This is a genomic window from Halococcus sp. AFM35, assembly GCF_051195015.1.
In the GTDB taxonomy this organism is placed as follows: Archaea; Halobacteriota; Halobacteria; order Halobacteriales; family Halococcaceae; genus Halococcus.
In genome coordinates, this window is sequence record NZ_JBNTJU010000008.1 from 112,558 (window position 1) to 137,624 (window position 25,067).

Genomic DNA, 25,067 nt, shown 5'->3' on the forward strand with positions numbered 1-25,067 from the left:
ACGACAGCAGTCAAATACCCGCCGTCGGTAGCACGCGCCATGCCCGCCGGCGCGCTCGCTCTCGCACAGCCCGGACAACTGCCGCCGATAACGACCGGGATGGTCGTCGTCTTCGCCATCACCATTGGGGCCTTCGCGCTGTTTGCGAGCGAACTCGTTCCCGTGGACGTCACCGCATTGCTCGTCATGGTCGCGCTGATGGTGCTCGAACCGTGGACGCGGGTCTCCATCGAGGAGGGCGTCTCTGGCTTTTCCAACAGCGCGACCATCACGGTGTTGGCGATGTTCATCCTGAGTGCGGGTATCAACCGAACGGGTGCGGTCCAGCGCCTCGGTCGGTGGATGGCCGGCGTCGCCCGCGGCGACGAGCGTCGACAGTTGCTGTCGGTCATCGGCGTCGCCGGTCTCCCGTCGGGACTGCTGAACAACACGCCCATCGTTGCGATGCTGATTCCGGCGGTCTCGGATTTGGCGCGCGAGGGCGGCACCTCGCCGTCGAAACTGCTGTTGCCGCTGTCGTACGCCTCGATGGTCGGGGGGATGCTCACCCTCATCGGGACCTCAACCAACCTCGTGGCCAGCGACGTCTCGGCGCGGCTGCTCGACCGTCCGTTCTCGATGTTCGAGTTCACGGAGTTGGGCGCGCTCGTTTTCGTGACGGGCGCGCTCTATCTGCTGCTCGTCGGCCATCGCCTCATCCCCGAGCGCATCGCGGCCGGCGGGGGATTGTTGGAGGAGTTCGAGATGAGCGAGTATCTGACCGAACTCCGTGTCGAGGAGGGGTCACCGCTCGTGGGGGAGACGGTCGCGGCGGTCAACGAGGAGTACACACCCCATATCGTCCAGTTGCTCCGCGACGAGGAGGGGTTCATCGAACCGTTCACCGAGAGCACCCTGCAAGCCGGCGATTCGCTCATCGTCCGCACCGGCATCGATGAAATCCGCGACCTCGCCACGGCGGAGGGTGTCTCGATTGCGAACACCGCCGTGACCGAGACCGATGTCGCGGCAACCGCCGACCAGCACCTCGTGGAACTCGTCGTTCCGACCGGCTCGTCGTTCGTCGGCGAGAGCCTCGATGGGTCGCCGCTCCGCCGAGAATACGACGTGAACCTGCTGTCGATACGTCGTGGAGCCGAGCTGCTCCATCGGCGGCTGGACGACGTGGTGCTCGACCGCGGCGACACGGTATTGGTGCAGGCGACCGCCGAGAGCCTCGGACGAATGGCAGCGGACCCGAACGTCATTGTGGCCCGCGAACTCGAAGACCCGGATTACCGCACCGAAAAAATCCCGCTCGCCGTCGGTATCGTGCTCGCGGTCGTGGGACTCGCCGCGTTCGGGGTTCTCGACATCCTCGTCGCGGCACTCGCCGGCGTCATTGCGATGGTGCTTTCGGGCGTCCTCGACGCCGACGAACTCTACGACGCCGTCGAGTGGGACGTGGTCTTCCTGCTCGCGGGACTCATCCCGCTCGGCATCGCCTTCTCCCAGACCGGCGCGGCCGTCCTCATCGGCGCGCTCGTCGCCGAGAGCGCCGCCTATCTCCCGCCGCTCGGCGTACTCTGGGTGTTCTACGTGATAACGGCGCTTACGACTGCCGTGGTGAGCAACGCCGGCAGCGTCGTGCTCATGATTCCAGTGGGGGTGGCGACAGCCGGAACCATCGGCGCGAACCCGTTCGCGTTCGTCCTCGCCGTGACGTTCGCGGCGAGTGCGGATTTCATGACGCCGATTGGCTACCAGACCAACCTGCTGGTCTATGGACCGGGCGGCTATCGGTTCACGGACTACTTCCGGGTGGGCGCACCCCTGCAAATCCTGCTGTCAGTCGTGACGGTACTCGGAATCTCGCTGTTCTGGGGGCTATGACTCAGTTGAGCATCCAGATGGCGTAGTTGAGCGCCGTCGCAAACGAGACCCACGCGAGATACGGTACCAGCAGGGTCGCCGCCCGGCGGTCGACGCGCGCTGTGGTGGCGATGGTGGCGGCGATGGCGACCCAGAGCGGAACGATAACGACGAGACCCAAAGTGGGTGATTCGAGACCGAAGAAGGCGGGTGACCACGCGACGTTGAACGCGAACTGGAGGACAAAGAGCGCAAGCGCGACCCTGACAGCGCGGCGGTCGAGACCCGCCTTCCAGACGAACCACGCGGCCACGCCCTGGAGGGCATAGAGTGTCGTCCAAACCGGCCCGAAGACCCAGCTCGGCGGCGTGAATCCCGGCTTGTCGAGGGTGGTGTACCACGTCTCGATCTGTGGGGCCGTGATGAGACCGCCGGCCGCGCCGAGGAGAATACAGGCCGCGACGACCGACGAGAGCGTGACGAGCGGGCGGCGGTCGGGGAGTGAGCGCCAGTTGACCGTGGACAGAGGGTAGATAGGGAAGCCACCGATTTAGCCCTGCCGCCGGGTAGCACTCGGGCGAGTGCGCGCCCGTGAAATCACCCGACGAGACCGCGAACCAACCGTTTCGAAACGGTACGCAACTGTTTTAGGCGAACGGTGGCTTGAGCGGATAGCATGAGTACGCTCGAAGCGGAGTACCGCCTCGATTACTTCGAAGAGGAGGGGTTCGTCCGGAAGGAGTGCCCCGACTGCGGCGATTTCTTCTGGACGCGCGACGCCGAGCGCGAGAACTGCGGTGAACCGCCGTGTGCGGAGTACGCCTTCATCGGCAATCCGAGTCTCGACGCCGAGTACAGTCTGGAGGAGATGCGCGAGGCGTTTCTCTCCTTTTTCGAGGACCACGACCACGAGCGCATCGAGCCGTACCCGGTCGCGGCCAATCGCTGGCGCGACGACGTGTTGCTCACCCAAGCCTCGGTCTATGACTTCCAGCCGCTGGTGACGAGCGGGGCGACGCCGCCACCCGCGAACCCCTTGACGATTTCCCAGCCCTGCATCCGGATGCAGGACATCGACAACGTGGGTAAGACGGGCCGGCACACGATGGCCTTCGAGATGATGGCCCACCACGCCTTCAACGCGCGCGAGGACATCGAGGAGCCCGGCCAGTACGCCTACGAGGGCGAGGTGTACTGGAAGGACCAGACAGTCAGATACTGCGACGCGTTCTTCGAGTCGATGGGAGCCAACCCCGCGGAGATAACCTACATCGAGGACCCGTGGGTCGGCGGCGGCAACGCCGGCCCGGCCATCGAGGTCATCTATCGCGGGGTCGAGCTCGCGACGTTGGTCTTCATGTCGATGGAACAGGACCCGGATGGGGAGTACGAGATGAAAGACGGCAACACGTACTCGAAGATGGACACGTACATCGTCGACACGGGATACGGCTTGGAGCGCTGGACATGGGTCTCTCAGGGCACGCCCACGGTGTACGAGGCCATCTACCCCGAGATGATTGCGTTTTTGAAGCAAAATGCGGGAATCGACCACACCGACGAGCAGGAGGAGGTCGTCACGCGCGCGGCGACGCTGGCGGGTCACATGGACATCGACGAGGCCGAGGACGCAGAGCGTGCTCGCGGGACCATCGCCGAGGAGATCGGCGTCGACGTTGCGGAACTCGAAGCACTGCTCGAACCCCTCGAAGCCATCTACGCCATCGCCGACCACTGCCGGACGCTGGCCTACATGCTCGGCGACGAGATCGTGCCTTCGAACGTCGGCACTGGATATCTCGCGCGGATGGTGCTCCGACGGACGAAGCGGCTCTGTGACACAGTCGGAGTGGATGCGCCGCTCGACGAATTGGTGGACATGCAGGCCGAGCGCCTCGGCTACGAGAATCGTGATACGATTCGGGACATCGTTCGCACCGAACTGGAGAAGTACCGCGAGACGCTCGAACGCGGCGGACGGCGCGTGCGCCAACTCGCCGAGGAGTACGCCGAGCGCGGCGAGGAAATCCCGACCGGCGAACTCATCGAACTCTACGATTCCCACGGGATTCAGCCGGACATGGTCGCCGACATCGCCCGCGAGAAGGGAACTGACGTGTCGGTGCCCGACGACTTCTACAGCCTCGTGGCCGCCCGCCACGGGGAGGAGGGCGTGGTCGCGGACACAGGAACGGAGACCGACGAGCGCGTCGCCGACCTGCCCGCAACCGAACTGCTCTACTACGACGACCAGAGCCGAATGGAGTTCGAGGCGATGGTGCTCGACGTCTTCGAGCGCGAGGCGGGTTACGACGTGGTGCTCGACCGGACCCTCTTCTATCCCGAGGGGGGCGGCCAGCCCGCCGACACAGGTACCCTGAGCACGGACGATACAACCGTGGACGTCGAGGACGTGTGGCGCGAGGGCGACGTCGTCGTCCACCGTACGGACGGAAACCCCGGTACGGGGGAGTTCGTCCGCGGACAGGTGGACTCCGGGAGGCGGCGGCAGCTCATGCGCAACCACACCGCGACCCACATCGTGATTCACGCCGCACGGCAGGTCCTCGGCGAGCACGTCAGGCAGGCCGGCGCGCAGAAGGGCACCGAGAGGTCGCGCATCGACGTGCGCCACTACGACCGCATCGACCGCGAGCAGGTGCGCGAAATCGAGCGTCTCGCCAACGACATCGTTACCGACAACGTCTCGGTCAGTTCGGAGTGGCCCGACCGCCATGACGCCGAGGACAGGTATGGATTCGACCTCTATCAAGGTGGGATTCCACCGGGCGAGCGGATTCGACTCATCCATGTGGCCGACGACGTCCAGGCCTGTGGCGGGACACACGTCGCGCGGACGGGCGACATCGGAACGATAAAGATTCTCAACACCGAGCGCGTCCAGGACGGCGTCGAGCGTCTGTCCTTTGCGGCGGGGCGGGCAGCCATCGAGGCGACCCAAGACACCGAGGACGCCCTCACCGCGGCGGCCGAGACGCTCGACGTGACACCCGAAGAGGTTCCCGAGACCGCTGCACGCTTTTTCACCGAATGGAAAGAGCGCGGCAAGCGCATCGCAGACCTCGAATCCCAGCTCGCCGAGGCGCGCGCCAGCGGCGGCGTCGAGGGCGAAGAGGTCGATATCGGTGAGGCGACGGCCGTCATCCAGCGCATCGACAGCGACATCGAGGAACTGCGCGCGACGGCGAACGCGCTCGCGGAGGATGGACAGGTCGCGGTCGTCGGGAGCGGCACCGACGGCGCGCAGTTTGTCGTCGCCGTGCCCGACGGCGTGGGCATCGACGCCGGCGAGGTCGTCGGCGAACTCGCGGCGCGCGTCGGCGGCGGCGGTGGCGGTCCGCCGGATTTCGCTCAAGGCGGCGGCCCGCAAACCGAGCAGTTGGACGATGCGCTCGCGGACGCACCCGACGTGCTGCGGCAGGTGCTGAACGCCTGAGCGGTCACAGTCGTCGTGTTCGGGAGCTGTGAACAATCCTTTTAGCCCTCACCGAGAACAGTCAATCGATGGTAGACGAGGAGATGACGCCGACGGTTCGCGTCGCCATCGGCTCCGCGGCGTACGACCGCGCACGGGCCGTACTCGAAGCGGCGCGCGAGACGGCGACCGACGCCCGTATCCGTGAAGTGGGACCGACCGGTGCGGCGGGTCTCGCCCCGGTGGTGATGGCCACGGCGGGCGGACGGACGGCCTTCCATTCACAGGTCGCGCCCGAACACGCCCGCGAACTGGTCGAAACGCTCGACGATGGAGAACTCCCGACCGACGGTGCGCATGCGGTCGTCGAAGGCGACGGTGAGCGACTGCCGACGCCCGAGACGGGACCGCTCGCCGGGGGTCGGCGGCGCGTCCTTGCGCGCTGTGGTTGGGCTGAGCCGTCGTCGCTCGACGATGCGCTCGCCGAGCGGGCGCGCGACGAGCCGGACGACCTCTTCGAGAGCGTTGCCGGCGCGGGCCTGCTCGGACGCGGGCGCGGCGACGGCCACACCGACGAGCCAGTTGTAGAGGGCTGGACCACCGCCCGCGAGACCGACGGCGAGCCGGTGGTCGTCGTCAATGGCAACGAGAGCGACCCGGCGGTCGGCGGCGACCGACTCCTGCTCGAAAGCCGCCCGGCAGCAGTGCTCGACGGCGCGCTCGCGGTCGCGGCGGTCGTCGACGCCACGGACGTCGTCGTCTATCTGAACGAAAGCGAGGACCTCGCGGCCGAGCGGGTCCGCGACGCCGCCGCAAACGTCGATACGCAGACGAACCTCGACATCGTCGCCGGCCCGGATAGGTATATCGCCGGCGAGATGACGATGGCGCTCGAATCGATGGAGGGAGCCGAGCGCCTCGAAGCCCGCCTCCGCCCACCCGGGCCGAGCGAGAGCGGACTGCACGGCCGGCCGACGGTCATCCACACGCCGCGGACGGTCGCGCAGGTCCGTGCGTTCGTCGCTGCATCCGAGGAATTCGAGTCGAGCGCAGCCGACCCCGGAACCAGACTCCTCACCGTGACCGGCGACGGCGTGGCCGGGTCGACGACGGTCGAACTTCCCACCGACACCGCGCTCGCGGCAGCGGTCACGGCCGCCAGCGGCGAGGAGTACAAGATGGCCTGTGTCGGCGGTCGTTTCGGGGGTATCACGCGCTCGCTCGACGTGCCCGCGAGCGCGCCAGCACTCGCCGGTGCGCGTCTCGGTACGGAAGGGGCCATCGAACTGTTCGACGGCGCGACCTGTGCGCTCGAACTCGCGGGTTCGCGGGCGAGGTTCGCCCGCGAGGAGAACTGCGGCCGATGCGTGCCCTGCCGCGAGGGGTCGAAACAGCTCGTGGACCTGCTGCGCGACGTATATGACGGAGAGTACCAACCGAGCGAGCTGCGCGAGTTGAGTCGTGTCGTGGCCGAATCGAGCACCTGCGAGTTCGGGCAGGCCGCCCCGCGGCCGGTGACGACGGCGATGGACGCCTTCGAGCGCGAGATCGCCGCCCACGCCGAGGGGCGCTGTCCGAGCGGCGTCTGCATGGAGAGCAACTGATATGAGCACCGACCACACCGGACGAGCCGAATCGCTACCGAGCGTGCCGTCAGTCGACGACCCGCGGCCGCATCCGCCGCTGACCGAGCATTTCAACACGGGCACCGCGACCGACCCCGACGTGGGCGCACGCGAGACGAGCAGCCTCACCGTCGATGGAGAGGACGTGACTGTCGGCGAGGAGGCGACGCTCATCGACGCGCTCGAACAGGTGGGCTCCGACGAGGAGCTATCGGCGCTCTGTTATTACGACCGCGAGGACACCGATAGAATCGGCCCGCGCAGCGAGTGTCGGACCTGCATGGTCGAGACCGACGAGCATGGATTGGTTCCGTCCTGTAGCTTCCCCGCCGAGGAGGGGATGACGGTCGAGACCAATAGTACGGAAGCCGAGGAGGCGCGGTCGGTCAATCTCGACCTCGTGCTCTCGGACCACAACCTCCGGTGTACGACCTGCGGGAAGAACGGACGCTGCGAGCTACAGGACGCCGCCATCGAGGCCGACGTCGAGGTGCCCCGGTATGGCGTGTTCGACGACCGCGACGAGTACGAACCAATCGACGAGTCCTCGCCGTTCATCCAGATCGACCGCAACAAGTGCATCCTCTGCAATCGTTGCGTCGAGGCCTGTAACGACGTGCAGGTCGAGGGTGTGCTCCGCATCGAGGGGTCGGGTGCAGACACGCGCATCGGCTTCCAGAACGGTGCGGAGGAGATGATGGACTCGACGTGTGTCTCCTGTGGCCACTGTGCGACGGTCTGTCCCACTGGGGCCTTGGTCGAGCAGGATTACACCGATGCGGCGACCATCCCGATTCCGGGATTCACCCAGGAGAACTCCATCGGCGAGACCATCGGCGAGGATTACGACGGCCAGCCCAACCCCGCGACACCGATGAAGGGCAATCAGACCTACGAGGACGATGCCCTTGATGGGGAGGCAAGCGATGACTGACGGCGACGGGGGCGGGGACGACAAGAAGGGCGTCGCAGGCTTCATGGAGCGCGCACGCGACCAAGCCCGTGAAGCGAGCGAGACGGACGTGACGAAGACGGCACCGTTCAAAGCGTTCGAGCACGCGACCGAGTCGGTCGCGCTGAACACGATGACCGAGGGGCGGCTGTTCGACGTGGCCGACGCCCTCTCCGATTACCGCCTCCAGAACGTCGACGTGACCGATACGACCTGTGGGTACTGTGCGGTCGGCTGTCGGTTCGACCTCCACACGAAAGACGGGGAGGTGCTCGGCGCGCGACCCACGGACCCGGAGAAAGCGCCCATCAACGGGATTTCGACCTGCGTCAAAGGGAAGTTCAGCTATAACTACGTGAACAGCGACGACCGCCTCACCGAACCGCTCGTCAAAGAGGACGGCGAATTTCGAGAAGCGTCGTGGGACGAGGCGCTCGCGCGCGTCGTGGAGGGTCTCGGCGACATCATCGAACAGGACGGCGCGGACGCCCTCGGGCTGATCTCCTCTTCGAAGGCCACGAACGAGGACAACTACGCGATGCAGCGCTTCGCCCGCGAGGTCATCGGCACCAACAACGTCGATAACTGCAATCGGCTCTGTCACGCGCCGACGGTCGCGGCGCTCAAACAGACCGTCGGCTACGGCGCGGCATCAGTCGGCATGGACGACCTCGAAACCACGGACTGTTACCTACTTTCGGGGTCGAACACGACCGAGGCCCATCCAGTGCTGGCGACGCGCATCAAACAGAACGTCGCCGACGGAGCCGACATGGTGGTCTTCGACCCGCGGAAGGTCCAAATCGCCGAATACGCCACTCAGTACACCCGGACGAATCCGGGCTACGACACGGCGTGGATAAACGGTCTCACTCGATACATCATCGAGCACGACCTCCACGACGAGGCGTACATCGACGAGCGCACCGAGGGCTTTGCAGACCTGAAGGAACATCTCGACCAGTTCACCCCCGAGTACGTCGAGCAGGTTTCGGGAGTGCCGCCCGAGGAGTTGGCGTCGGCCGCCGAGACCATCGCCGAAGCCGACTCGTGTTGTTTCTGCTGGACGCTCGGGCTGACCGAGCATACGAATGGCACCGAGAACATCATCTCGATGTCGAACCTCGCGCTCGTCACCGGCAACGTCGGCAAGCCCGGTGCGGGGCTGTCGCCGTTCAGGGGCCAGAACAACGTCCAAGGTGGTGGCGGGGACATGGGACCGCTGCCGAACAACTTCCCCGGCTATCAACCAGTCACCGACGAGGAGATTCGCGAGAAGTTCGAAGAGGCATACGGAACCGACCTGCCAGAAGAGGAGGGGTGGCGGACGACCGAGCAGTTCCTCGCGGCCGACCGCGGCGACCTCCGGGGGATGTACATCATGGGCGAGAACGCCTCGCTCTCGGAACCCGGCGTCGAGAACTCCCAACGCATTCTGGCCGACCTCGACTTCCTCGTCGTACAGGACATCTTCCTCACCGAGACGGCCGAACACGCTGACGTCGTGCTGCCGGCGACGACCGCCGTCGAGTCCAACGGCACGTTCACGAGTTCGAGCCGGCACGTCCAGTTGGTCAAGCGGGCCATCGAACCGAAGGGCAACTGTCGGGGTGACTGGGAAATCGTGCAGGCGCTCGCCGAGCGCTTCGGCCACGACTGGGCGTTCGACTCGCCATCGGACATCATGGACGAAATTGCCGAGCTGACGCCCATCTATGGGGGCATCAGCCACGAACGTCTCGAAAACGGCGCGGAACTCCAGTGGCCCTGTTGGAACGACGACCACCCGGGCACCACGCGGCTGTACGAAGAGGAGTTCAACACCGCGAACGGCAAGGCGTCGTTCATCGAGACGGGACCGAACGAGCCGGCCGACCTCAGTAGCGATGAGTTCCCGCTCACGATGACCACGGGGCGGGTACTCTATCAGTACCACACCGGGACGATGACCCACCGCGAGGAGGGTATCATGTCCTACGTCGGCGAGGACTTCGTCGAAATCAATCCCGAGACCGCGGCCGATGCCGGCATCGAGAACGGCGAGTACGTCCGCGTCGAATCCCGTCACGGGACGATTCGTGTCAAAGCACAGGTCACCGAGCGGCCCGGAGCGGACACCGTGTTCGTGCCGATGCACTTCGCCGAGTCGGCGGTCAACACCCTTACCGACGAGAACGACCTCGACATGGCGGCGAAAACGCCCGAGTACAAGGTCACGAGCGTCCGACTTCGGTCGGGCGACGACCCCGACCCGGCGCGCACGACCCGTGAGAGCGGCGACCGAACGCTCGCGGAGTCCGACGACTGATGGCGCTCACCCAGCGCATCAAGCGGGCGGCGGGGCTGGCCGACGGCGAAGTCGGCATCGAGAGCGACCGCGAACGCCTCGTCCGGGAGTGTACGGTCTGCGGGGAGCGCTTCGACCCCGACCGAACGACCTGTCCGGCCTGTGGCAGTCGACTGAGCCGGACGAAGACGGTCGTGCCGCACGCGTTCTTGAATCTCCTCGTGGTGCTCGCGGCGACCGGCCTGCACGCAATGAAGAACGTGCTCACCGGCAACGTCCCGCCGGAGTAGGCGGCTTTCGCACCGGCCAGGGCGCTTATCCGCTCTCCGCCCCAAACGAGCACATGACACGCCACGAGGACCAACCAACGCCGGACGAGAGCGACGAGATATTCATCTGTCTGGATTGTGGCTACGAGAGCCAAAAGGAGACCGAGACGTGCCCGGAGTGTGGCGGCGAGTTGGCAGCCAAGCACTGAGTGCAGGTCACGAGAGGTCGAACGCACAGATACAGCCCGACGAGGCACGGCGAGGAAGCTCGAAACTGAGGATGGTTTCTACCGGTCGCTTATTTGGTCGTTTCCACGTCAAAGTCCTCCGGCGTTGCCGCCCCGACGGCGGGAAGCCGTCTGAGCCGCGGGCGCAGGAGGACGTAGACGGCCGTGAAGGCGAAGCCGTTGGCAGCCAGCGCCATCGTCGTCGTTCCCAGCACCTCGGCGACCGCACCACCGATGAGCGAACCCAGCGGGAGGGTCGCTCCGGAAGCGGTGCCTTTCGTCGCCGAAACCCGACCCAGTAGGTCAGTCGGGAACACCCGCTGGTTCAGCGTCGAACCGAGCACGCCCGAGATACCAGCGGGTATCCACGCGAGACCGAACAAGACGACTGTGAGCGCTGGCGACGACACGAGAACTGCCGCGAGCCAGCAGCAGGCACCCAGCCCGTGGGCGACGAGCAGCCTGCCGTAGGGAACGGTTTCGAACCACGGACCGACGAACGAGCCGACGAGCCGGCCGATTCCGAGCGCGCCCAGCAACAGGCCATAGACCGCGGGACCGCCGAGACCGTCGCCGAACGCCGGCAGTATCGCCAGCGCGACGCCGGTCGTGAAGTTCGCCACCGCGGTCGTCAGTATCAGTTCGACGAACACCGTCCCGCTGAGCACCCTAACCCCGTCCCGGAGATCCGAGACGTACGAGCGCAGCACCAAGCGTACAGTCGAGACGACCGTTTCGCCCCTCGACTCGGTGTGTTCGTCGGTTTCCGTCGCGGTGCCGAGCCTGATACCGGCAAACAACAGCGCAGCGGCGGCGAACGTGGCCGAGTCGGCGAGGAACAAGGTCGTCGCGCCGAAGACGGCGACGAAGCCGCCGCCAAGCGCGTCGAACACCATGTCCAGCCCGAGCGTCACGGTCGAGAGCGCCGCGTTCGCGCCGGGGAGGCGCTCGTCGTCGACGATACGGGGCAACAGTGCCGTCTCCATCGGTTCCGTCAGCAGCGACGCGAGCATCAACACCGGCGCGACGGCGAACAGGACGCCGACGTCCAAGTACCCTGTCGCCGCCGCCAGCGGCAGGGCCAGCACGACGGTGCCCTGAATCACCTGCGAGCCGACGAGGACACGGTCGAGCGGCAGGCGGTCGACGAGCGGTCCGGCGAACACTTGTAATAGCCACGGCAGCAGCAGTATCGCGTTCAGCGCGCCAGTGACCAACGTCGAGCCGCTCAGCTCGAAGGCGAGCCAGAGCATCGCCACCGTGTAGAGGCTGTCCCCGGCGTTCGTGACGAACTGTCCGGCGAAGAAGCGCCGGAAGTCACCGTTGCGCCACAGCGCCCGGTCGAGGGCGCTCATCGGCGACCACCCCCGAGGGACGTCGATGTAGCTCCGAGGAGAGCGGACGAGCGGTTTCCTCGTCGGCGCTTCGGACATCGGCGCGTGCGATTCGGTCGTGATTCGTGCGGTGTGCGGTCGTGCGAGCGCCGGCACTGGGCCAGCAGCTCGGTGGATATCAGCATGTACGTGCGTGGTCGAGAGGAATTGCGGCTACCGGAAAGGCAGCGAAACGAACCCGAGTGCTGCGGCTATCGGGCCCGTCCCGAGGCAGGGGGGCGAGAGGGGGTCGAACACCGGACGAACCGTGGGCCGGTAGGTCATAAAACGAGTCTTCGGAGGGTTCGCGCGGTCTGGTAAAAACGTACTGTTTCCGTGCGGACGGAACGAGAAGGAATAATTCGAACGGCCGGAAGATAGTCCCACCAGGATTCGAACCTGGGTCGAAGCCCCCAGAAGGCTTCAGGATTGGCCGCTACCCCATGGGACTGTAAATAGTCGTTGCAGCCGTCTCTACTTATCCCTGTTGGAACGGTTCCGTGCCGAATCAGCCGAAACCGGTAGCAGATAGCTACAGTTTTGGTCGGCTTCCCGGAAGAGATACCCGAAATACAATCGACGGATGTCCATGGATACGCTTCGGCTCATCGGTGGAGTCGTGGTGGCTTATCTGGGGTTCGTCTTGGTACTGGGTACGTTCTCACTCATCTCGGATGCTGTTCCGGCCATCATCTCGTTCGTCACAGCGAACGCAACCCATCCGCTGGTACTGTTAAATCTCGGGCTGGCCGCGGCGACAGCCCTCATCGTCGCGCTCGCGTGGCGCAAACGGTGACGACGGCACCGGTGGCCGGTCGAGGATTTCGACGGCTACTTTCGGTTCCGCGAGCCAGTACGGGCATGTACGTCGGACGGTTCCTCGTCGTCGGTCCCAGAGTCGGCGCGTATCGGGTCTCCTCGCGGTCGTTCCCGAATCGGAAAATCATCGAGCGCGACGACATGCTCACCGTGGTGCCGACAAGCGACGCCGGGGCGACCGACAACCCCTACGTCTCGTACAACTGTGTGCGACCCACGGAGCGAGGGGCGGTCATCGGCAACGGCTCGCACACCGACCCCATCGCCGAGAAGGTCACAATGGGGTATCCCGCCCGCGACGCGCTCGCCCTCTCCCTCTTGGCGCTTGATTTCGAGAAGGACGACTACGACACCCCGCGCATCGCCGGCGTCGTCGGCGAAAAAAGTTATGTGGGCATCGTCCGACGCGACGGACTCGTTGTGAAGGAGGTGGCGGAGCCGACGCTGGTGGCGACCTACGAGAGAGACAGTCCAGAACCGACGGAGTTCGACGTCGAAAGCGCCGACGAGGCGGCGAGCGCCGTCTACGACGCCGACTTCGAGCATCCGGTCTGTGCGGCCGGCGTCGCGCGAGAAGGGAAGGGATTCGAGACCGCCATCGAGAACGGCGATTGAAGTCCGGCGAGGTCGTAGCCGAAGTATGACTATCGGTGTCATCGCGGACGTCCACGGCAACCGGGTCGCACTCGAAGCGGTCCTCGGAGACATGCCGGCCGTCGATGGGCTGGTCTGTGCCGGCGACGTGGTGGGGTACAACCCGTGGCCCGGCGCGTGCGTCGAGACAGTGCGCGAGCGCGAAATTCCGACCGTGATGGGCAACCACGACCGCGCGGTGGCCACCGGCACGAGCTTTTCCTTTAATAGCATGGCCGGCGCTGGCGTCGCCTACGCCCGCGAGCAACTCGACGACGAGCAGTTGGCATGGCTCGCGGACCTACCCGACGAGCGTACCGAGTGCGATGGACGGGTGAAAATCGTCCACGGCCATCCCGACGACCCCGACCGCTACACGTACCCCGACATGTTCGGAGCCGACATGCTCGGCGACGAGGACGTGCTCGTGCTGGGCCACACGCACGTGCAACATTACGAGTCCTACGACGAGGGTATCGTGCTGAACCCGGGCAGCGTTGGCCAGCCGCGCGATGGCGACCCGCGGGCGGCCTACGCGACAGTGGATTTGGAGGCGATGAACGTCACCGAACACCGAGTCGAGTACGACATCGAAACCGTCGAGCGCGCAGTGAGCGAGGCGGGATTACCCGAGAAGATCGGGAGTCGGTTGCGGAAGGGCCGCTAGAAGGTGTCCTGAATCACCGATAGCGCCCGCTCGCGGTCGTCCCAGTCGACGAACACCGCCACGGAGGTCGCGCTCGTGATGACGTCGTGGACGGCGATGTGCTCGTCGGCGAGGGTCTCGACCATTCCCTGGACGACGCCCGATTGGGTCGGGAGTTCGCCGCCGGTGACCCTGAGGGCGGCGATCTCCTCATCAACTGTGACGCTCGACAGGGCGTCCTCGTCGATGACGCGCTCGTGGAGCACCGTCTCGGCCTCGGCTGCGTCGTCGGTGTAGAGATAGAACGTGATCGAATCGAGACCGCTCGCCGCCGCATCGATGTTGATGTCCACGTCGGCGAGCGCGCCCGAGAGCGTGGCGAGAATTCCCGGACGGTTCCTGATAGCTCGTCCCGCGACAGTGATACACGAGAGTGGCGTCTCCTGGAGGTCGATGAGCGTCTCGAAGGTGCCCTCGATGCTGGTGCCACCCTGCAACAGGTCGCCGTGTTGATAGTGGACGACCCGCACCCCGAGATCGCCGCCCTTGTAGTTGAGCGCGCTCGGGGCGATGACCTCCGCCCCGCGAAAGGAGAGGTTGCGGAGTTCGTCCACGCTGATTTCGGCGACATTCCGAGCGCCCTCGACGACCCGGGGGTCGCCAGTCATCACGCCCTCGACGTCGGTCACGATGACCACCTCGTCGGCGTCCATATAGTTTCCCAACATGACCGCGGTCGTATCGCTGCCGCCGCGGCCGAGGGTGGTGACCGAACCGGCGTGGTCCTCGGCGAGAAAGCCAGCGATCACCGGGACAGTGCCGCCCATCCGGTCGGCGAGTGCCTGCGTTCGGCGGGTGGTCTCCTCGACGTCGACTTCCCCCCGAGAGTCGGTAACGACCGGCCAGTGCTCGCCACCGGGTTCGAGGAACTCGGCATCGACCCCGCGCGCCGAGAGGGCGGCCTTGACCATCCGTGCGGAGGTACGCTCGCCCATGCTGACGATCTCTGCTCTGTCGCCCTCCTCGGCATCGAACTGGATCTCCCGCAGCAAGAAATCGGTCGTCGACCCCATCGCGCTGACGACGACGGCGATCTCGTGGCCGGCTTCGACCGCGGCCGCGACCGAATCGGCGGCACGGTTCACGCGGTCGCCGCTTCCCAAACTCGTTCCCCCGAATTTCGCTACGACGCGCATCCTACCCTCCGCTGGCGAAGCCGACCCATGTGACTGTGGTGCATGATTGGCGGTGGTCTCGGTGGCGGATAACTGCTTCCATCCACGGCGTCGCGGTCTCCGGTCGGTCGGGGGATTTAGGCGTCTCCGTCCCGATGGCGGGGTATGGAGGTGCGCGATGCCGTCGAAGCCGACGCCGGACGGCTGGCCGCGCTCGCCGACGCACCGGCGGAGACGATGGTCGATTTGGTTCACGATAGAACCGTCTCCATCGCCGAGGAAGCCGATGACATCGTCGGGTTCGTGAGTTTCGATGCCCGCCGCGACGCGGTGCATATCACCCAGTTCGACGGACGACGAGAAGCGGTCGAGCGCCTGCTCGACGAGCCGATACGCTTCGCCCGAAACGAGGATATGGACGTCGAACTGCTGGTCGAGGAGTCAAGAGACGACCTCAGACGCGCCGCAGCGGACGCCGGCTTTCGGGAGGTCGGTGCGGGACCGCGCTTCGGCGAGACGAAAACGGTGAAGTTCCGGCTCGACTCGTAGGCGAGGATCACCGAAACTTCTGAATCGTCAGGTCGAGCGTGTCGAGGTCGACGATGGGCGCGTAGCCGACGTCAGGTTCGATGTTCACGCTCTTTTGAAAGCTCGTCTGCTCCTGCCAGCAGCCCGAATTCAGCGCGAGCACGTCGTGGTACTTGCCGTAGCCGAGTTTGTGGACGTGGCCCGTATGAAATATATCCGGAACGTCTTCCATCACGAGGTAATCGCGCTCCTCGGGCGCGATACGGGTGTGGCCCCCATATTGGGGCGCGACGTGGCGCTTTTTGAGGAGGTGGTACATCGGTTTGTGCGGTTCGTCGTAGTTGGCTTTCTCCTCGGGGAGTTCGGCGATGACCTCGTCGAGGCTCACGCCGTGGTACATCAGGATTGAGACGCCTTCTACCGTGACGGTCGAGGGATTGCCCGAGATGCGGGCGTCGTGGGCGCCCATGATGTCTCGGAGGTCGTCGTCGAAGCCGGGCTGGGGTTCGGCGAGACGAACGGCGTCGTGGTTGCCCGGAATCAGGAGGATTTCCATGTCGCCGGGCACCTCCTTCAGATGTTCGGCGAACTGCTCGTATTGTGCGTAGATGTCGACGATGTCGAGTTCCTCGTCCTGATTCGGATACACTCCTACTCCCTCGACCATGTCGCCGGCGACCAGCAGGTACTCGACGGCTGCTGCCTCCTCGGTGTGGAGCCAGTCGGCGAAGGCCGACCACGCGTCGGCGGCGAACTCCTGACTGCCGACGTGCACATCCGAGATGAGCGCCGCGCGGACGTGGCGGTCGGCCGTCGAGGGCGAGTACGTGCGCGGCACGTCGGGAAAGTGAAGCTCATCGACGAACAGGATGCCGCCGTCGCCCGCGAGCGTGCCCTCGACCGCGATGACCTCATCGAGGAGGAGTTCGTCGACGACGCCGGCGAGGTCGCGGTCCTTCATGACGAGACACGGGAAGGTCCCCGTCGTGTCTTCGAGTTCGACCAGCCAGTGGCCGTTGGCCGTCGAGCGGATATCCGAAACCATCCCGACGATGGCGGCGTCGCTGCCGCCGGCCATCGCGTGAACGGCCTCGGTAGGTCGGTGGTTGACCCGCGAACGCAGCAGTTTCGAGAGGCGCTCGTAGCGGTCGCGGAAGGTCCGCACGAAATCGGCGTACTCGCCCGTGCCCGTCGAGCGACCCGTGATGTCGCCGTCGATGGCCAGCGAACGCAGCTCCGAGTCGGTCGAGCGCTCGGGTCGAACACCGGCATCGCCATCCCCGGACCCCTTCGTTTCAACTGGAACAGTGGTTTCGGTTTCGGACGATGTACCCGGGTTTCCACCCGAAACAGGGGGGTTGTGAGTCGCTGTCGTGGCGTCGGATTCGTCGGGGTCGATGCTCTTTCTGACGTGTTCGGCCGAGAGCGTGAGCGCCTCGTCGGGAACCGATTCGACGGCGCGCTCGATGGCGCGTTCGGGGTCGTCCGCACCGGCGATGAGCGTGACCGCCTCGCGCTCGGCGTTGTAGCCGCGGCTGGCGAGTTCGGTGACGATACGGACCGAGGTCGAACGCGGCACGAGAACGGATTTCGCGGCGGGAACCAAAAGGATAGCGGAGGGGCGGAAGGAAACGTTGAAACGACCGCCTGCGGTATGGATGGCAATGGATTCCGGAGACGGTGACGGGGGGTGGCCCGGACGCTGGGACGGTCGGGAGACCGACTCCGGAACGGACGAGACGACCAACGACAGTGAATGGAACAGCGACGGACTCACTGGCGACGAACGGGAGGACAGGGCCAATGATGACGGGAGCGAACGCGGGGAGAGTGGACCGCTCGCGCGTGCGCGGTGGTTCATGAACACCGACGAGGAGTGGGTCGTGTTCGTCCGCGAAGTGCTTTCGAGCCTCGCCGTCGTGGCGGTGGTCGGATTGGTTCTCTTTGCTGTTTCCGGTCTCTGGCCGCCGATGGTCGCCATCGAGAGTTCGAGCATGGCACCCAACATGGAGCGGGGCGACCTCGTCTTCCTGATGGAAGAACACCGCTTCGCCGGTGGGGCAGCCTACAACGGAACCGGCGTCGTTCCCTACCAAGCGGGCGCGGCCGCCGGCTACTCGGAGTTCAACAAGTATGGCGACGTCATCGTCTATCAGCCCGACGGCGACGAGGGAGAGACACCCATCATCCACCGCGCGCGCTTCTGGGTGAACGCCAGCGAGAACTGGTACGACGAGGCCAACGAGGAGTATCTCGGCGGGGCCGACAACTGCGAGGAGTTGGCGAACTGTCCGGCCCCACATGGCGGATTCATCACCAAAGGCGACAACAACGGTCTCTACGACCAAGTCGACACGGGCGACGGAGCCATCAGCAGCCCCGTCAAACCCGAGTGGGTCACTGGAACCGCCGAGTTCAAGATTCCGTGGCTCGGCCGGATTCGGCTGCTGTTCGGTATGACGGACCCCACTGTCGCCGTTTCGACGACCGGTCCGTCTTGGAACCTCGCCGATATCGGGATGGGAATCGGTAGTCCCGGACCGAGCGTTGCGGGTTAGCTGTCGAAGCGTGCCTGCACGAACGGCTGGACGTCCTCGATATCGCCGAGTCTGGAGTCGCTCGTGAGGACGGCTTCGGTGTCGTCGATGGGGACCGAGAGGTTCATTTCCTTGGTGCGCCCATATCTTCCCTTCGAGACGACGACCGCGTTGACGATACCGAGCATGTCGAGTTCGGAGATGAGGTCCGTGACTCTGCGCTGGGTGAGTACGTCGGCGTCGATCTCGTCACAGAGCCGGCGATAGATGTTGTAGACCTCGCCGGTGTTGATGTTCTGTGCGCCGTTTCGTTCGAGTAGAATGACCGCGAAGAGGACGACCTTCGACTGGGTGGGAAGGGTGCGGACGACCTCCACGACCCTATCGAGTTCGATTTTCTCCTGGGCATCGCGGACGTGGTCCTCGTCGACGCGCTCGGTCTGGCCGCGCTCGGCGAGTTCGCCGGCGGTGCGAAGGAGGTCGAGCGCGCGCCGGGCGTCGCCGTGTTCCTGGGCGGCGAAGGCAGCACAGAGAGGGATGACGTCCTCCGAGAGGGCGTTTTCGACGAAAGCGATGTCCGCACGCGCCGAGAGGATATCTCTGAGTTGGGTCGCATCGTAGGGAGGAAAGACGATCTCCTCTTCCCCCAGAGAGGATTTGACCCGCGGGTCGAGGAACTCGGTGAACTTGAGGTCGTTCGAGATGCCGAGAATCGAGACCCGGGAGTTTTCGAGTTCGGAGTTCATCCGCGAGAGATTGTAGAGGGTGTCGTCGCCGGATTTCTCGACGAGCTTGTCGATCTCGTCGAGCATGATGACGACGACGCGCTCGTGGTAATCGACCGCCTCGAAGAAGGTGGAGTAGACGCGGTCGGTCGGCCAACCGGTCATCGGGACGGGTTCGAACTCGGCGAGGTCGGCTTCGAGGTCCTCGATGCGGGCCTCGACATCGTCGATGGAATCGAACTCGGCGTCGTCGATGTCGGAATCGGCAAGCGCCGACGGGTCGGTCTCGGCGCGTTCGTGGAGGGAATGGAGGTCGGCGAGGCGCTCCTCGATGTATGCCTCGTTGGCCTCGATGAAGGTGTTCGCGAGCTGGGCGAGCACGCGGTACTGGGTGTCCGTCACCTCACAGTTGATGTATTCGACCTCGCAAGGGACGGTGTATTTCTGCGAGGTGGTTTCGAGTTCGTTGCTGACGAACTTCGCGCTCGCGGTCTTTCCAGTACCGGTTTTCCCGTAGATCAAGATGTTCGATGGGGTTTCGCCACGGAGCGCGCCGACGAGCACCGTCGCCATGTTGTTGATCTGCTCGTTGCGATGGGGAAGCCGCTCGGGCGTGTACGAGGGTCTGAGGACGTCCTTGTTCTCGAATATCGGCTCGCCGCTGAGGAGGTCGTCGAACAGCCCCGGTGCGGCGTCGGTCCGTGGTTCGTCCCCATCGCCATCGGTGTCGCTCCCACCCGCGTCGTCACTGTCGCGAGCGTCGCCATCACCGCCGGAGTCGGTCGAGACGGTCGCACGGTTGGCGGTCGGTTCCGTCGAGGCGCTGTCGTCAGTAGTGATTGTGTCGTCGGCACCGACGTTATCGTCAGCACTCACGCTATCGTCGCCATCGGTGCTGTCGGGCGGTGTCGGCGGCTCGCCAGCGGTTCGGTCGTCGGATGGTCGGTCGTTTCCTGTCATTGCCGTTCGATTCCCGCGGTCTGACCCCTTCCTTTCGGATGGAAGAGTTCCCGCACACCAACGAAGAACGTCGTATATCCCGAAGAGAAGACGGCTACGTCGATATGAGAGGGTGGTGTGCGTCGATGTGCTCCGTGAATCGTGCAGCGGAACCAGAGGTTGGGTATATATTAATCTTGTTGATTCGGACGGGGAAGACGGGGAAACGAACGACTGCATCGGATCGGTCGGAACGAGCGCGGTTATCGAGGACAGATAGCGGCATTATGAATCCATCCAATCTAGAGATGTTCCTCACACCCCCCCCACCCCTTCGTTTCGGGTGGAACGGCTGAGAGGGATGGGAGGGGTGTGAGAGGTGTCTCTAGATTGGGGAAGTATTAAGTAAGGAGGGTGCGAACAGCAACCGAAGAAGAGAAAGACGCCCATATAAACGACACCCTTTTATATTTCTAGTGATTTCGACGGTCATTCGCCGTTTCATAACATATTATAGATGGTTATCGTCCCGACACGGATTCTTTCAGCCACTCATTCCGTGAAACCCACGTCGCCACACGTCGGCTGGTCACTGTTCCACTCGAAACGAAGGGGTGGGGGTACGAAACAATGTGCTAGTATGCCACACGTCGAAAGGGGTCGGCAGACGAACATCGATGATCGGCATGGTGAGGACGACCGACAATTGGCGCACGGCGAGATCGGGACGGAAGAGCGCTCGGTCGAATCAGCAAGCCTGATACGTGTCTGACGTGGGTTTAAGTGTATGCAGTATCGTTGTACGCCCGGATTCGCCCGGCGGGCGGGTGGGAGAGAATAATGGGACTACTCGCAGGACTCAGAGACAGCATCTCGAACCTTTTTTCGGGCGGGCAGAAACAGCGCCGCATCGGCATCTACGGGCCGCCGAACGCCGGCAAGACGACGCTCGCGAACCGCATCGCGCGCGACTGGACCGGCGACGCCGTGGGGCCGGAGAGCCACATCCCCCACGAGACCCGGCGCGCGCGCCGGAAGGAGGACATCGAGATCGAGCGCAACGGCAAGTCAGTGAACATCGACATCGTCGACACCCCTGGGGTGGCCACGAAGGTCGACTACGAGGAGTTCATCGAACACGACATGGAGAAGGACGACGCCGTGCGCCGTTCGCGCGAGGCCACCGAGGGCGTCGCCGAGGCGATGCACTGGCTCCGCGAGGACGTCGACGGCGTCATCTACGTGCTCGACTCGGCCGAGGACCCCTTCACCCAAGTCAACACGATGCTCGTCGGCATCATCGAGAGCCAGGACCTTCCCGTTCTGATCTTCGCCAACAAGATCGACTTGGAGGACGCAAGCATCCAGCGCATCAAGAACGCCTTTCCCCAACACGAGACGGTTCCCCTGTCGGCCCTCGAAGGTGAGAACATGGACGAGGTGTACGAGAAAATCGCGGAGTACTTCGGCTGATGTCCGAAGCAGACAACGACGCTGGCGACGCCGACGACGGCAGCGGCGTCCAGCTTGACATGATCAGCGGCGAGCGGATGGACCAGCTCGCGAGCATGGAGAAGATTCGCCTCATCCTCGATAGCGTCCACGAGGGCAACATCGTCATCCTCGAAGAGGGTCTCGACCCCGAAGAGGAGTCGAAGCTCATCGAGGTGACGATGACCGAAATCAGCCCCGACGAGTTCACCGGCATCGAAATCGAGACCTATCCCGGTTCGACGAAATCGAACGGCGGCTTCCTCGACCGGCTGATGGGCCGCGAGACGGAGACGAAACTCACCGTTATCGGGCCGGCCAATCGCCTCGAAACGCTCCACAAGGACGAGACGCTCATCTCGGCGCTCGTCACCCGCAAGTGACCGCATCGACCATCGTTTCTCCCCCAACGCTGCCGACGCCCTCTTTGCGCTCGGTGGCCACGTCCCGATAATGCCCCACCAGTGTACCGACTGCGGCCACACGTTTCCCGACGGTTCGAAGGAGATGCTGTCGGGCTGTCCGGACTGTGGCGGCAACAAGTTTCGGTTCGAGCCGGCGGCCGACACGCGCGAATCGAGCGCTGCCCGGTCGGCGGACGAAACTGCCGACGCAGCTACCCCGAATATCCAACCCGACAACGGTCCAGCGGCCACCCAGCCACCGCCCGCCGACTCGTCTCCTGATGAACCGGCGGTCACCGCCGAACCCGAGAATAGCGCACAGGCCGACGCCCGCCGCGACGTGGCGTCGCCGGACGAACTCGCTGCGGGCGCCGAAGAGTCCGGCTCCGCAGGCGAAACGACCCCCTCGCCCGACGCTGGCGACGACGCGGACGATGCGGGAATGGCGGCGCTCCGGCAGGAACTCGACGACCAGTTCGAGAGCATCAAAATCCTCGAACCCGGCCAGTACGAACTCAACCTGATGGAACTCTACAACCGCGAGGAGTACATCATCGCCCTCCAGGAAGACGGCCAGTACGTCATCGAAGTGCCCGAGTCGTGGCACGGCGGGTGAGGCGGGGATTGAAGCACTTAACAGGGGGCCGCGAGAACCCCCTGCATGAGTCAGGCAACCAAAATCGTGCTGGGAACGGTCGGAGTCTCCGCGCTGCTGTCGGTCGGCATCATCGTCGCGCTCGCGCTCGCGTAGATGTTCGACCGCCGCGACCTCTCGGGCGACCTCGCGGCCGTCCGCGACGAGCACGCGCCCGACGCGCTCGTCCTCGACACCGAACGGGACTTCGAGACCCTCGACCCCGCGGTCGCCGAATCGCTCGGCCCGCTCTGTGAGGCGCTCGACCCGGTCTCCTCTCCCGACGAGTGGCTTCCAACTGATGCGCCCGAATCCCTCCGCAACTACGCCAGCGCGTCGTTCACTATCGGTATGCCCGGCGACGGCGGCGTCGCGTGGACGGTCCAAACCCACCCGCCAACCGTCTTCGTCAAACCCCGCCTCGCGGGGTCTCCAGCCCCGTTCATCGACTTCCTCGTCGCCGAGTCGCTCGTCGAAATCGGTCTCGATGGACCGGAACAATTCCTCGGCTTTTTCGGCGCACAGTACAGAGACCTCGACGACGCGACCCCGTTCGACCCGGCGGGAACCTACCAGCTCGCCGCCGCGCTCTACGACGCCTATCTCGGCCGCGCGACCCGCGAAATTTTCACTACTTGGGACGACGACCACCCTGACCTCCACGCCGCGTGGATCGACGCTGGCGAGCGCCTCGCCCCGCGACTCGCGGACCTGCCGGGCGAAATCGCCGGTGGCGAGACCGCCTTTCCCGCGGCCGCCGAACTCGCCTGTAGCGGCGTCAAACACGACATCGAAATCCCGACGCCCTTCGGCGCGCTCGATACCCGTGCCTACCGCGAGTACGGTCCCGACTACGCCGTCGAGTGGGCCGAAAGGACCTTCGCCGAACTCGATTAGAAGTCGCCGCGAACCTCGCCGTCGACGTCGAGGGAAATCACGCCGTCGAACAGTTCCCGATACTCCTCGACGACCGATTCATCGTGGACCTCCTCGGCGAGATGGAACAGCCCCACGGCGTCGTGGTCGTCCAGCAGGTCGAGCAGCCCCTCGACGGCCTCACGGGCGCGCTCCTCGTCGGCGTAGTAGGCCATCTCCGTGACCGAATCGACGCTGACTCGGAGCTTTCCGGAATGCCCCTCCAGAAACTCCGCGACGGTCTCGACGATACCCTCGATGTCGTCGGGCGAGGAGACGTAATGGACGCCCTCGCCGGACCGGCGCGAGTAGCCCCGCTCGATGCTCAGCGCGTCGAGAATCGTCGCCTTCTCCCGGTCGACGTCGTAGTGTTCGAGCTTCTGCTCGACCTCGCGGGCGGTCGTGCGCGTCGAGACGACGAGGAAGTGGTCGGTGTCCGTGCTGAGGAAGTCGGTATCGATTCGGTCGGTCTCGCCGGTGCTCGGATGCACCAGCAGGACACCTGTCCCGCCCGAAATCGTCTCTGGGGTGTCCTCGACTGCGAGCGCATAATCCATGCCCAGAAGGGCGGCGGGAGGCATCTTAATCCCTGCGCATATCAGAAAACGCTATCGGCGGTGGCCGCCCCGACGACGCTGAACACCGCGCCCACCGATATCGCCCGCAGCGTCGTCAGCAACCGCTCCCCGGGCGCTACCGCTCCGAGGAACGTCTCCGGAGCGCCGAACACCAGCGCGAGAACGACCACCGAGCCGAAGGAGACACTCATCAGCGAGATAAACCGTACCGGAATCCGCAGGACAGCCCGCTCGCGCTCGGGGTCGCGGTCGTCGTCAGCTTTGTACAGCGCGCCGTAGCCGATGGTGAGGACGATGGCGACCGTTAGCACGCCGTTTGGCCTCTCCATGTTCGTCGCGAGCGTCCAGACCTCCTCGGTGACGACGAACGGTCCGGCGAGCAAGAATCCGCCGACGACTTGCTGGGCGATGTCCGCCACCTGGAAGTGTGGTCTCCATCTCGCCATGTCACCCGCTCGCCGCCGGCGAACAAGACGCCTGCGCTCTCCCGTCGCGTCCGCCGAACGGGTTTTCACCCCCGCCCGCTTCGTCCCGCCATGACCGTCAGAGAGGAGTTCGACGCGTGGGCCACGGAGGGGCGCGACCGCGGGATGGAAGACCGCCACTGGCACACCGCAAAGCATGCCCTCGCGCGGATGCCCGTCGCAGCGGGCGAGCACGTGCTCGATCTGGGCACCGGCAGCGGCTATGCCGGCCGCGCCCTCCACGACACGACGGGCGCGCTCGTCTGTGGTCTCGACGGTTCACCCGAGATGGCACGCAACGCCCGGTCGTACACCGATGCGGACGGTATCGACTTTCTCGTCGGCGATTTCGACCATCTCCCCTTCGCCGACGACGCCTTCGACCACGCCTTCTCGATGGAGGCGTTTTACTACGCCGCCGACCCCCACACGGCGCTCCGTGAACTCCGGCGCACGCTCCGCTCGGGCGGGACCTTCTACTGTCGCTAGTTGTCCACTCTATCGATCACGGTACGAGCAGATACGTTGAAAGAGACCAGACGTGAGGCGGGATCAGAGT

At 65.0% G+C, this 25,067-nt stretch carries 24 protein-coding genes, 1 tRNA gene and 1 pseudogene; 18 read left to right on the forward strand and 8 right to left on the reverse strand.

Translation table 11 applies throughout. The annotated features are described in order from the left end of the window. Positions 1–39: 39 nt before the first annotated feature. The gene (locus ACQUQO_RS08725; protein ID WP_435077592.1) at positions 40–1,872 is read left to right on the forward strand and encodes an SLC13 family permease; all 1,833 of its coding nucleotides are present in this window, start codon (positions 40–42) and stop codon (positions 1,870–1,872) included. Position 1,873: 1 nt separating this feature from the next. Here ACQUQO_RS08725 and ACQUQO_RS08730 read toward each other — a convergent pair whose 3' ends face one another. Next, the gene (locus tag ACQUQO_RS08730; protein WP_435077619.1) at positions 1,874–2,377 is read right to left on the reverse strand and encodes a TspO/MBR family protein; all 504 of its coding nucleotides are present in this window, start codon (positions 2,375–2,377) and stop codon (positions 1,874–1,876) included. A 150-nt stretch (positions 2,378–2,527) separates the two neighbouring features. Here ACQUQO_RS08730 and alaS point away from each other — a divergent pair, with 150 nt between their 5' ends. The 6 genes from alaS to ACQUQO_RS08760 all read left to right on the forward strand — a co-directional run bounded on the left by alaS (position 2,528) and on the right by ACQUQO_RS08760 (position 10,629). Continuing rightward, positions 2,528–5,308 carry an alanine--tRNA ligase gene (gene alaS, locus ACQUQO_RS08735; RefSeq protein ID WP_435077593.1) on the forward strand — a complete coding sequence of 927 codons (2,781 nt, stop codon included), beginning with the start codon at positions 2,528–2,530 and terminating at the stop codon, positions 5,306–5,308. Positions 5,309–5,376: 68 nt separating this feature from the next. After that, positions 5,377–6,891, forward strand: coding sequence for an NADH-ubiquinone oxidoreductase-F iron-sulfur binding region domain-containing protein (locus ACQUQO_RS08740; RefSeq protein ID WP_435077594.1), 1,515 nt, complete (start codon positions 5,377–5,379; stop codon positions 6,889–6,891). 1 nt (position 6,892) lies between these two features. Continuing rightward, positions 6,893–7,846, forward strand: a complete 954-nt coding sequence (locus ACQUQO_RS08745; protein ID WP_435077595.1) for a 2Fe-2S iron-sulfur cluster-binding protein — start codon at positions 6,893–6,895, stop codon at positions 7,844–7,846. Then, positions 7,839–10,172, forward strand: a complete 2,334-nt coding sequence (gene fdhF / locus ACQUQO_RS08750) for a formate dehydrogenase subunit alpha (RefSeq protein WP_435077596.1) — start codon at positions 7,839–7,841, stop codon at positions 10,170–10,172. Before ACQUQO_RS08745 ends, fdhF begins: the two co-directional genes overlap by 8 nt. Next, the gene (locus ACQUQO_RS08755; RefSeq protein ID WP_435077597.1) at positions 10,172–10,441 is read left to right on the forward strand and encodes a hypothetical protein; all 270 of its coding nucleotides are present in this window, start codon (positions 10,172–10,174) and stop codon (positions 10,439–10,441) included. The genes fdhF and ACQUQO_RS08755 overlap by 1 nt, the downstream gene beginning before the upstream one ends. 53 nt (positions 10,442–10,494) lie before the next feature. Continuing rightward, positions 10,495–10,629 (forward strand): hypothetical protein, encoded by a 135-nt coding sequence (locus ACQUQO_RS08760; protein WP_435077598.1) that lies wholly within the window; start codon positions 10,495–10,497, stop codon positions 10,627–10,629. 89 nt (positions 10,630–10,718) lie between these two features. On the opposite strand, the gene ACQUQO_RS08765 is transcribed toward ACQUQO_RS08760, so the two are convergent. Both ACQUQO_RS08765 and ACQUQO_RS08770 read right to left on the reverse strand, forming a co-directional pair. Next, positions 10,719–12,002, reverse strand: a complete 1,284-nt coding sequence (locus ACQUQO_RS08765; protein ID WP_435077599.1) for an MFS transporter — start codon at positions 12,000–12,002, stop codon at positions 10,719–10,721. 396 nt (positions 12,003–12,398) lie between these two features. Beyond that, positions 12,399–12,471: transfer RNA gene (locus ACQUQO_RS08770), tRNA-Gln, on the reverse strand. A 138-nt stretch (positions 12,472–12,609) separates the two neighbouring features. Here ACQUQO_RS08770 and ACQUQO_RS08775 point away from each other — a divergent pair. The 3 genes from ACQUQO_RS08775 (at position 12,610) to ACQUQO_RS08785 (ending at position 14,139) form a co-directional block, all read left to right on the forward strand. After that, a complete protein-coding gene (locus ACQUQO_RS08775; RefSeq protein WP_435077600.1) occupies positions 12,610–12,816 on the forward strand; it encodes a hypothetical protein in 207 nt (68 codons plus the stop codon). A gap of 65 nt (positions 12,817–12,881) precedes the next feature. Continuing rightward, positions 12,882–13,454 (forward strand): IMP cyclohydrolase, encoded by a 573-nt coding sequence (locus ACQUQO_RS08780; protein WP_435077602.1) that lies wholly within the window; start codon positions 12,882–12,884, stop codon positions 13,452–13,454. 25 nt (positions 13,455–13,479) lie between these two features. Then, positions 13,480–14,139: a metallophosphoesterase family protein gene (locus ACQUQO_RS08785; RefSeq protein WP_435077603.1), complete on the forward strand. Its 660-nt coding sequence runs from the start codon at positions 13,480–13,482 to the stop codon at positions 14,137–14,139. On the opposite strand, the gene ACQUQO_RS08790 is transcribed toward ACQUQO_RS08785, so the two are convergent. Then, positions 14,136–15,314: an aspartate kinase gene (locus tag ACQUQO_RS08790; RefSeq protein WP_435077604.1), complete on the reverse strand. Its 1,179-nt coding sequence runs from the start codon at positions 15,312–15,314 to the stop codon at positions 14,136–14,138. The genes ACQUQO_RS08785 and ACQUQO_RS08790 overlap by 4 nt on opposite strands. A gap of 144 nt (positions 15,315–15,458) precedes the next feature. Between ACQUQO_RS08790 and ACQUQO_RS08795 the strand changes: the two genes are divergently transcribed. Further along, entirely contained in the window at positions 15,459–15,842 is a 384-nt protein-coding gene (locus tag ACQUQO_RS08795; RefSeq protein ID WP_435077605.1) for a hypothetical protein, read from the forward strand. Between the two features lie 7 nt (positions 15,843–15,849). Here ACQUQO_RS08795 and ACQUQO_RS08800 read toward each other — a convergent pair whose 3' ends face one another. Continuing rightward, positions 15,850–17,400, reverse strand: coding sequence for a DNA-directed DNA polymerase II small subunit (locus ACQUQO_RS08800; protein WP_435077606.1), 1,551 nt, complete (start codon positions 17,398–17,400; stop codon positions 15,850–15,852). Between the two features lie 85 nt (positions 17,401–17,485). Between ACQUQO_RS08800 and ACQUQO_RS08805 the strand changes: the two genes are divergently transcribed. Further along, positions 17,486–18,379, forward strand: coding sequence for a S26 family signal peptidase (locus tag ACQUQO_RS08805; RefSeq protein ID WP_435077607.1), 894 nt, complete (start codon positions 17,486–17,488; stop codon positions 18,377–18,379). On the opposite strand, the gene ACQUQO_RS08810 is transcribed toward ACQUQO_RS08805, so the two are convergent. Continuing rightward, positions 18,376–20,043 (reverse strand): Cdc6/Cdc18 family protein, encoded by a 1,668-nt coding sequence (locus ACQUQO_RS08810; protein WP_435077608.1) that lies wholly within the window; start codon positions 20,041–20,043, stop codon positions 18,376–18,378. The two genes, ACQUQO_RS08805 and ACQUQO_RS08810, sit on opposite strands and share 4 nt — an antisense overlap. A gap of 819 nt (positions 20,044–20,862) precedes the next feature. Between ACQUQO_RS08810 and ACQUQO_RS08815 the strand changes: the two genes are divergently transcribed. The 5 genes from ACQUQO_RS08815 to ACQUQO_RS08835 all read left to right on the forward strand — a co-directional run bounded on the left by ACQUQO_RS08815 (position 20,863) and on the right by ACQUQO_RS08835 (position 23,448). Beyond that, complete coding sequence (locus ACQUQO_RS08815) at positions 20,863–21,495, forward strand: Era-like GTP-binding protein (protein ID WP_435077609.1); 633 nt, start codon at positions 20,863–20,865, stop codon at positions 21,493–21,495. Then, complete coding sequence (locus ACQUQO_RS08820; protein ID WP_435077610.1) at positions 21,495–21,896, forward strand: DUF2073 domain-containing protein; 402 nt, start codon at positions 21,495–21,497, stop codon at positions 21,894–21,896. The genes ACQUQO_RS08815 and ACQUQO_RS08820 overlap by 1 nt, the downstream gene beginning before the upstream one ends. Positions 21,897–21,966: 70 nt before the next feature. After that, positions 21,967–22,533 (forward strand): OapC/ArvC family zinc-ribbon domain-containing protein, encoded by a 567-nt coding sequence (locus ACQUQO_RS08825; protein ID WP_435077611.1) that lies wholly within the window; start codon positions 21,967–21,969, stop codon positions 22,531–22,533. Positions 22,534–22,578: 45 nt separating this feature from the next. Next, entirely contained in the window at positions 22,579–22,668 is a 90-nt protein-coding gene (locus ACQUQO_RS08830; RefSeq protein ID WP_435077612.1) for a hypothetical protein, read from the forward strand. Next, the gene (locus tag ACQUQO_RS08835) at positions 22,669–23,448 is read left to right on the forward strand and encodes a DUF7089 family protein (RefSeq protein ID WP_435077613.1); all 780 of its coding nucleotides are present in this window, start codon (positions 22,669–22,671) and stop codon (positions 23,446–23,448) included. On the opposite strand, the gene ACQUQO_RS08840 is transcribed toward ACQUQO_RS08835, so the two are convergent. After that, positions 23,445–24,023, reverse strand: a complete 579-nt coding sequence (locus ACQUQO_RS08840; RefSeq protein WP_435077614.1) for a DUF7090 family protein — start codon at positions 24,021–24,023, stop codon at positions 23,445–23,447. The genes ACQUQO_RS08835 and ACQUQO_RS08840 overlap by 4 nt on opposite strands. A gap of 41 nt (positions 24,024–24,064) precedes the next feature. Next, positions 24,065–24,490 carry a DUF2391 family protein gene (locus ACQUQO_RS08845; RefSeq protein WP_435077615.1) on the reverse strand — a complete coding sequence of 142 codons (426 nt, stop codon included), beginning with the start codon at positions 24,488–24,490 and terminating at the stop codon, positions 24,065–24,067. A gap of 90 nt (positions 24,491–24,580) precedes the next feature. On the opposite strand from ACQUQO_RS08845, the pseudogene ACQUQO_RS08850 reads away from it, so the two are divergent. Beyond that, a pseudogene (locus ACQUQO_RS08850) lies at positions 24,581–24,991 on the forward strand (class I SAM-dependent methyltransferase); the annotation flags it as partial. Positions 24,992–25,067 lie beyond the last annotated feature (76 nt).

Coding starts and splice junctions, on each gene's coding strand:
- fdhF (WP_435077596.1), top strand. CDS start 7,839: ATGACTGACGGCGACGGGGGCGGGGACGACAAGAAGGGCGTCGCAGGC.
- ACQUQO_RS08760 (WP_435077598.1), top strand. CDS start 10,495: ATGACACGCCACGAGGACCAACCAACGCCGGACGAGAGCGACGAGATA.
- ACQUQO_RS08775 (WP_435077600.1), top strand. CDS start 12,610: ATGGATACGCTTCGGCTCATCGGTGGAGTCGTGGTGGCTTATCTGGGG.
- ACQUQO_RS08815 (WP_435077609.1), top strand. CDS start 20,863: ATGGGACTACTCGCAGGACTCAGAGACAGCATCTCGAACCTTTTTTCG.
- ACQUQO_RS08795 (WP_435077605.1), top strand. CDS start 15,459: ATGGAGGTGCGCGATGCCGTCGAAGCCGACGCCGGACGGCTGGCCGCG.
- ACQUQO_RS08765 (WP_435077599.1), bottom strand. CDS start 12,002: ATGAGCGCCCTCGACCGGGCGCTGTGGCGCAACGGTGACTTCCGGCGC.
- ACQUQO_RS08805 (WP_435077607.1), top strand. CDS start 17,486: ATGGATTCCGGAGACGGTGACGGGGGGTGGCCCGGACGCTGGGACGGT.
- ACQUQO_RS08785 (WP_435077603.1), top strand. CDS start 13,480: ATGACTATCGGTGTCATCGCGGACGTCCACGGCAACCGGGTCGCACTC.
- ACQUQO_RS08830 (WP_435077612.1), top strand. CDS start 22,579: ATGAGTCAGGCAACCAAAATCGTGCTGGGAACGGTCGGAGTCTCCGCG.
- ACQUQO_RS08835 (WP_435077613.1), top strand. CDS start 22,669: ATGTTCGACCGCCGCGACCTCTCGGGCGACCTCGCGGCCGTCCGCGAC.
- ACQUQO_RS08755 (WP_435077597.1), top strand. CDS start 10,172: ATGGCGCTCACCCAGCGCATCAAGCGGGCGGCGGGGCTGGCCGACGGC.
- ACQUQO_RS08790 (WP_435077604.1), bottom strand. CDS start 15,314: ATGCGCGTCGTAGCGAAATTCGGGGGAACGAGTTTGGGAAGCGGCGAC.
- ACQUQO_RS08840 (WP_435077614.1), bottom strand. CDS start 24,023: ATGGATTATGCGCTCGCAGTCGAGGACACCCCAGAGACGATTTCGGGC.
- ACQUQO_RS08725 (WP_435077592.1), top strand. CDS start 40: ATGCCCGCCGGCGCGCTCGCTCTCGCACAGCCCGGACAACTGCCGCCG.
- ACQUQO_RS08745 (WP_435077595.1), top strand. CDS start 6,893: ATGAGCACCGACCACACCGGACGAGCCGAATCGCTACCGAGCGTGCCG.
- ACQUQO_RS08740 (WP_435077594.1), top strand. CDS start 5,377: ATGGTAGACGAGGAGATGACGCCGACGGTTCGCGTCGCCATCGGCTCC.
- alaS (WP_435077593.1), top strand. CDS start 2,528: ATGAGTACGCTCGAAGCGGAGTACCGCCTCGATTACTTCGAAGAGGAG.
- ACQUQO_RS08810 (WP_435077608.1), bottom strand. CDS start 20,043: ATGACAGGAAACGACCGACCATCCGACGACCGAACCGCTGGCGAGCCG.
- ACQUQO_RS08825 (WP_435077611.1), top strand. CDS start 21,967: ATGCCCCACCAGTGTACCGACTGCGGCCACACGTTTCCCGACGGTTCG.
- ACQUQO_RS08820 (WP_435077610.1), top strand. CDS start 21,495: ATGTCCGAAGCAGACAACGACGCTGGCGACGCCGACGACGGCAGCGGC.
- ACQUQO_RS08845 (WP_435077615.1), bottom strand. CDS start 24,490: ATGGCGAGATGGAGACCACACTTCCAGGTGGCGGACATCGCCCAGCAA.
- ACQUQO_RS08780 (WP_435077602.1), top strand. CDS start 12,882: ATGTACGTCGGACGGTTCCTCGTCGTCGGTCCCAGAGTCGGCGCGTAT.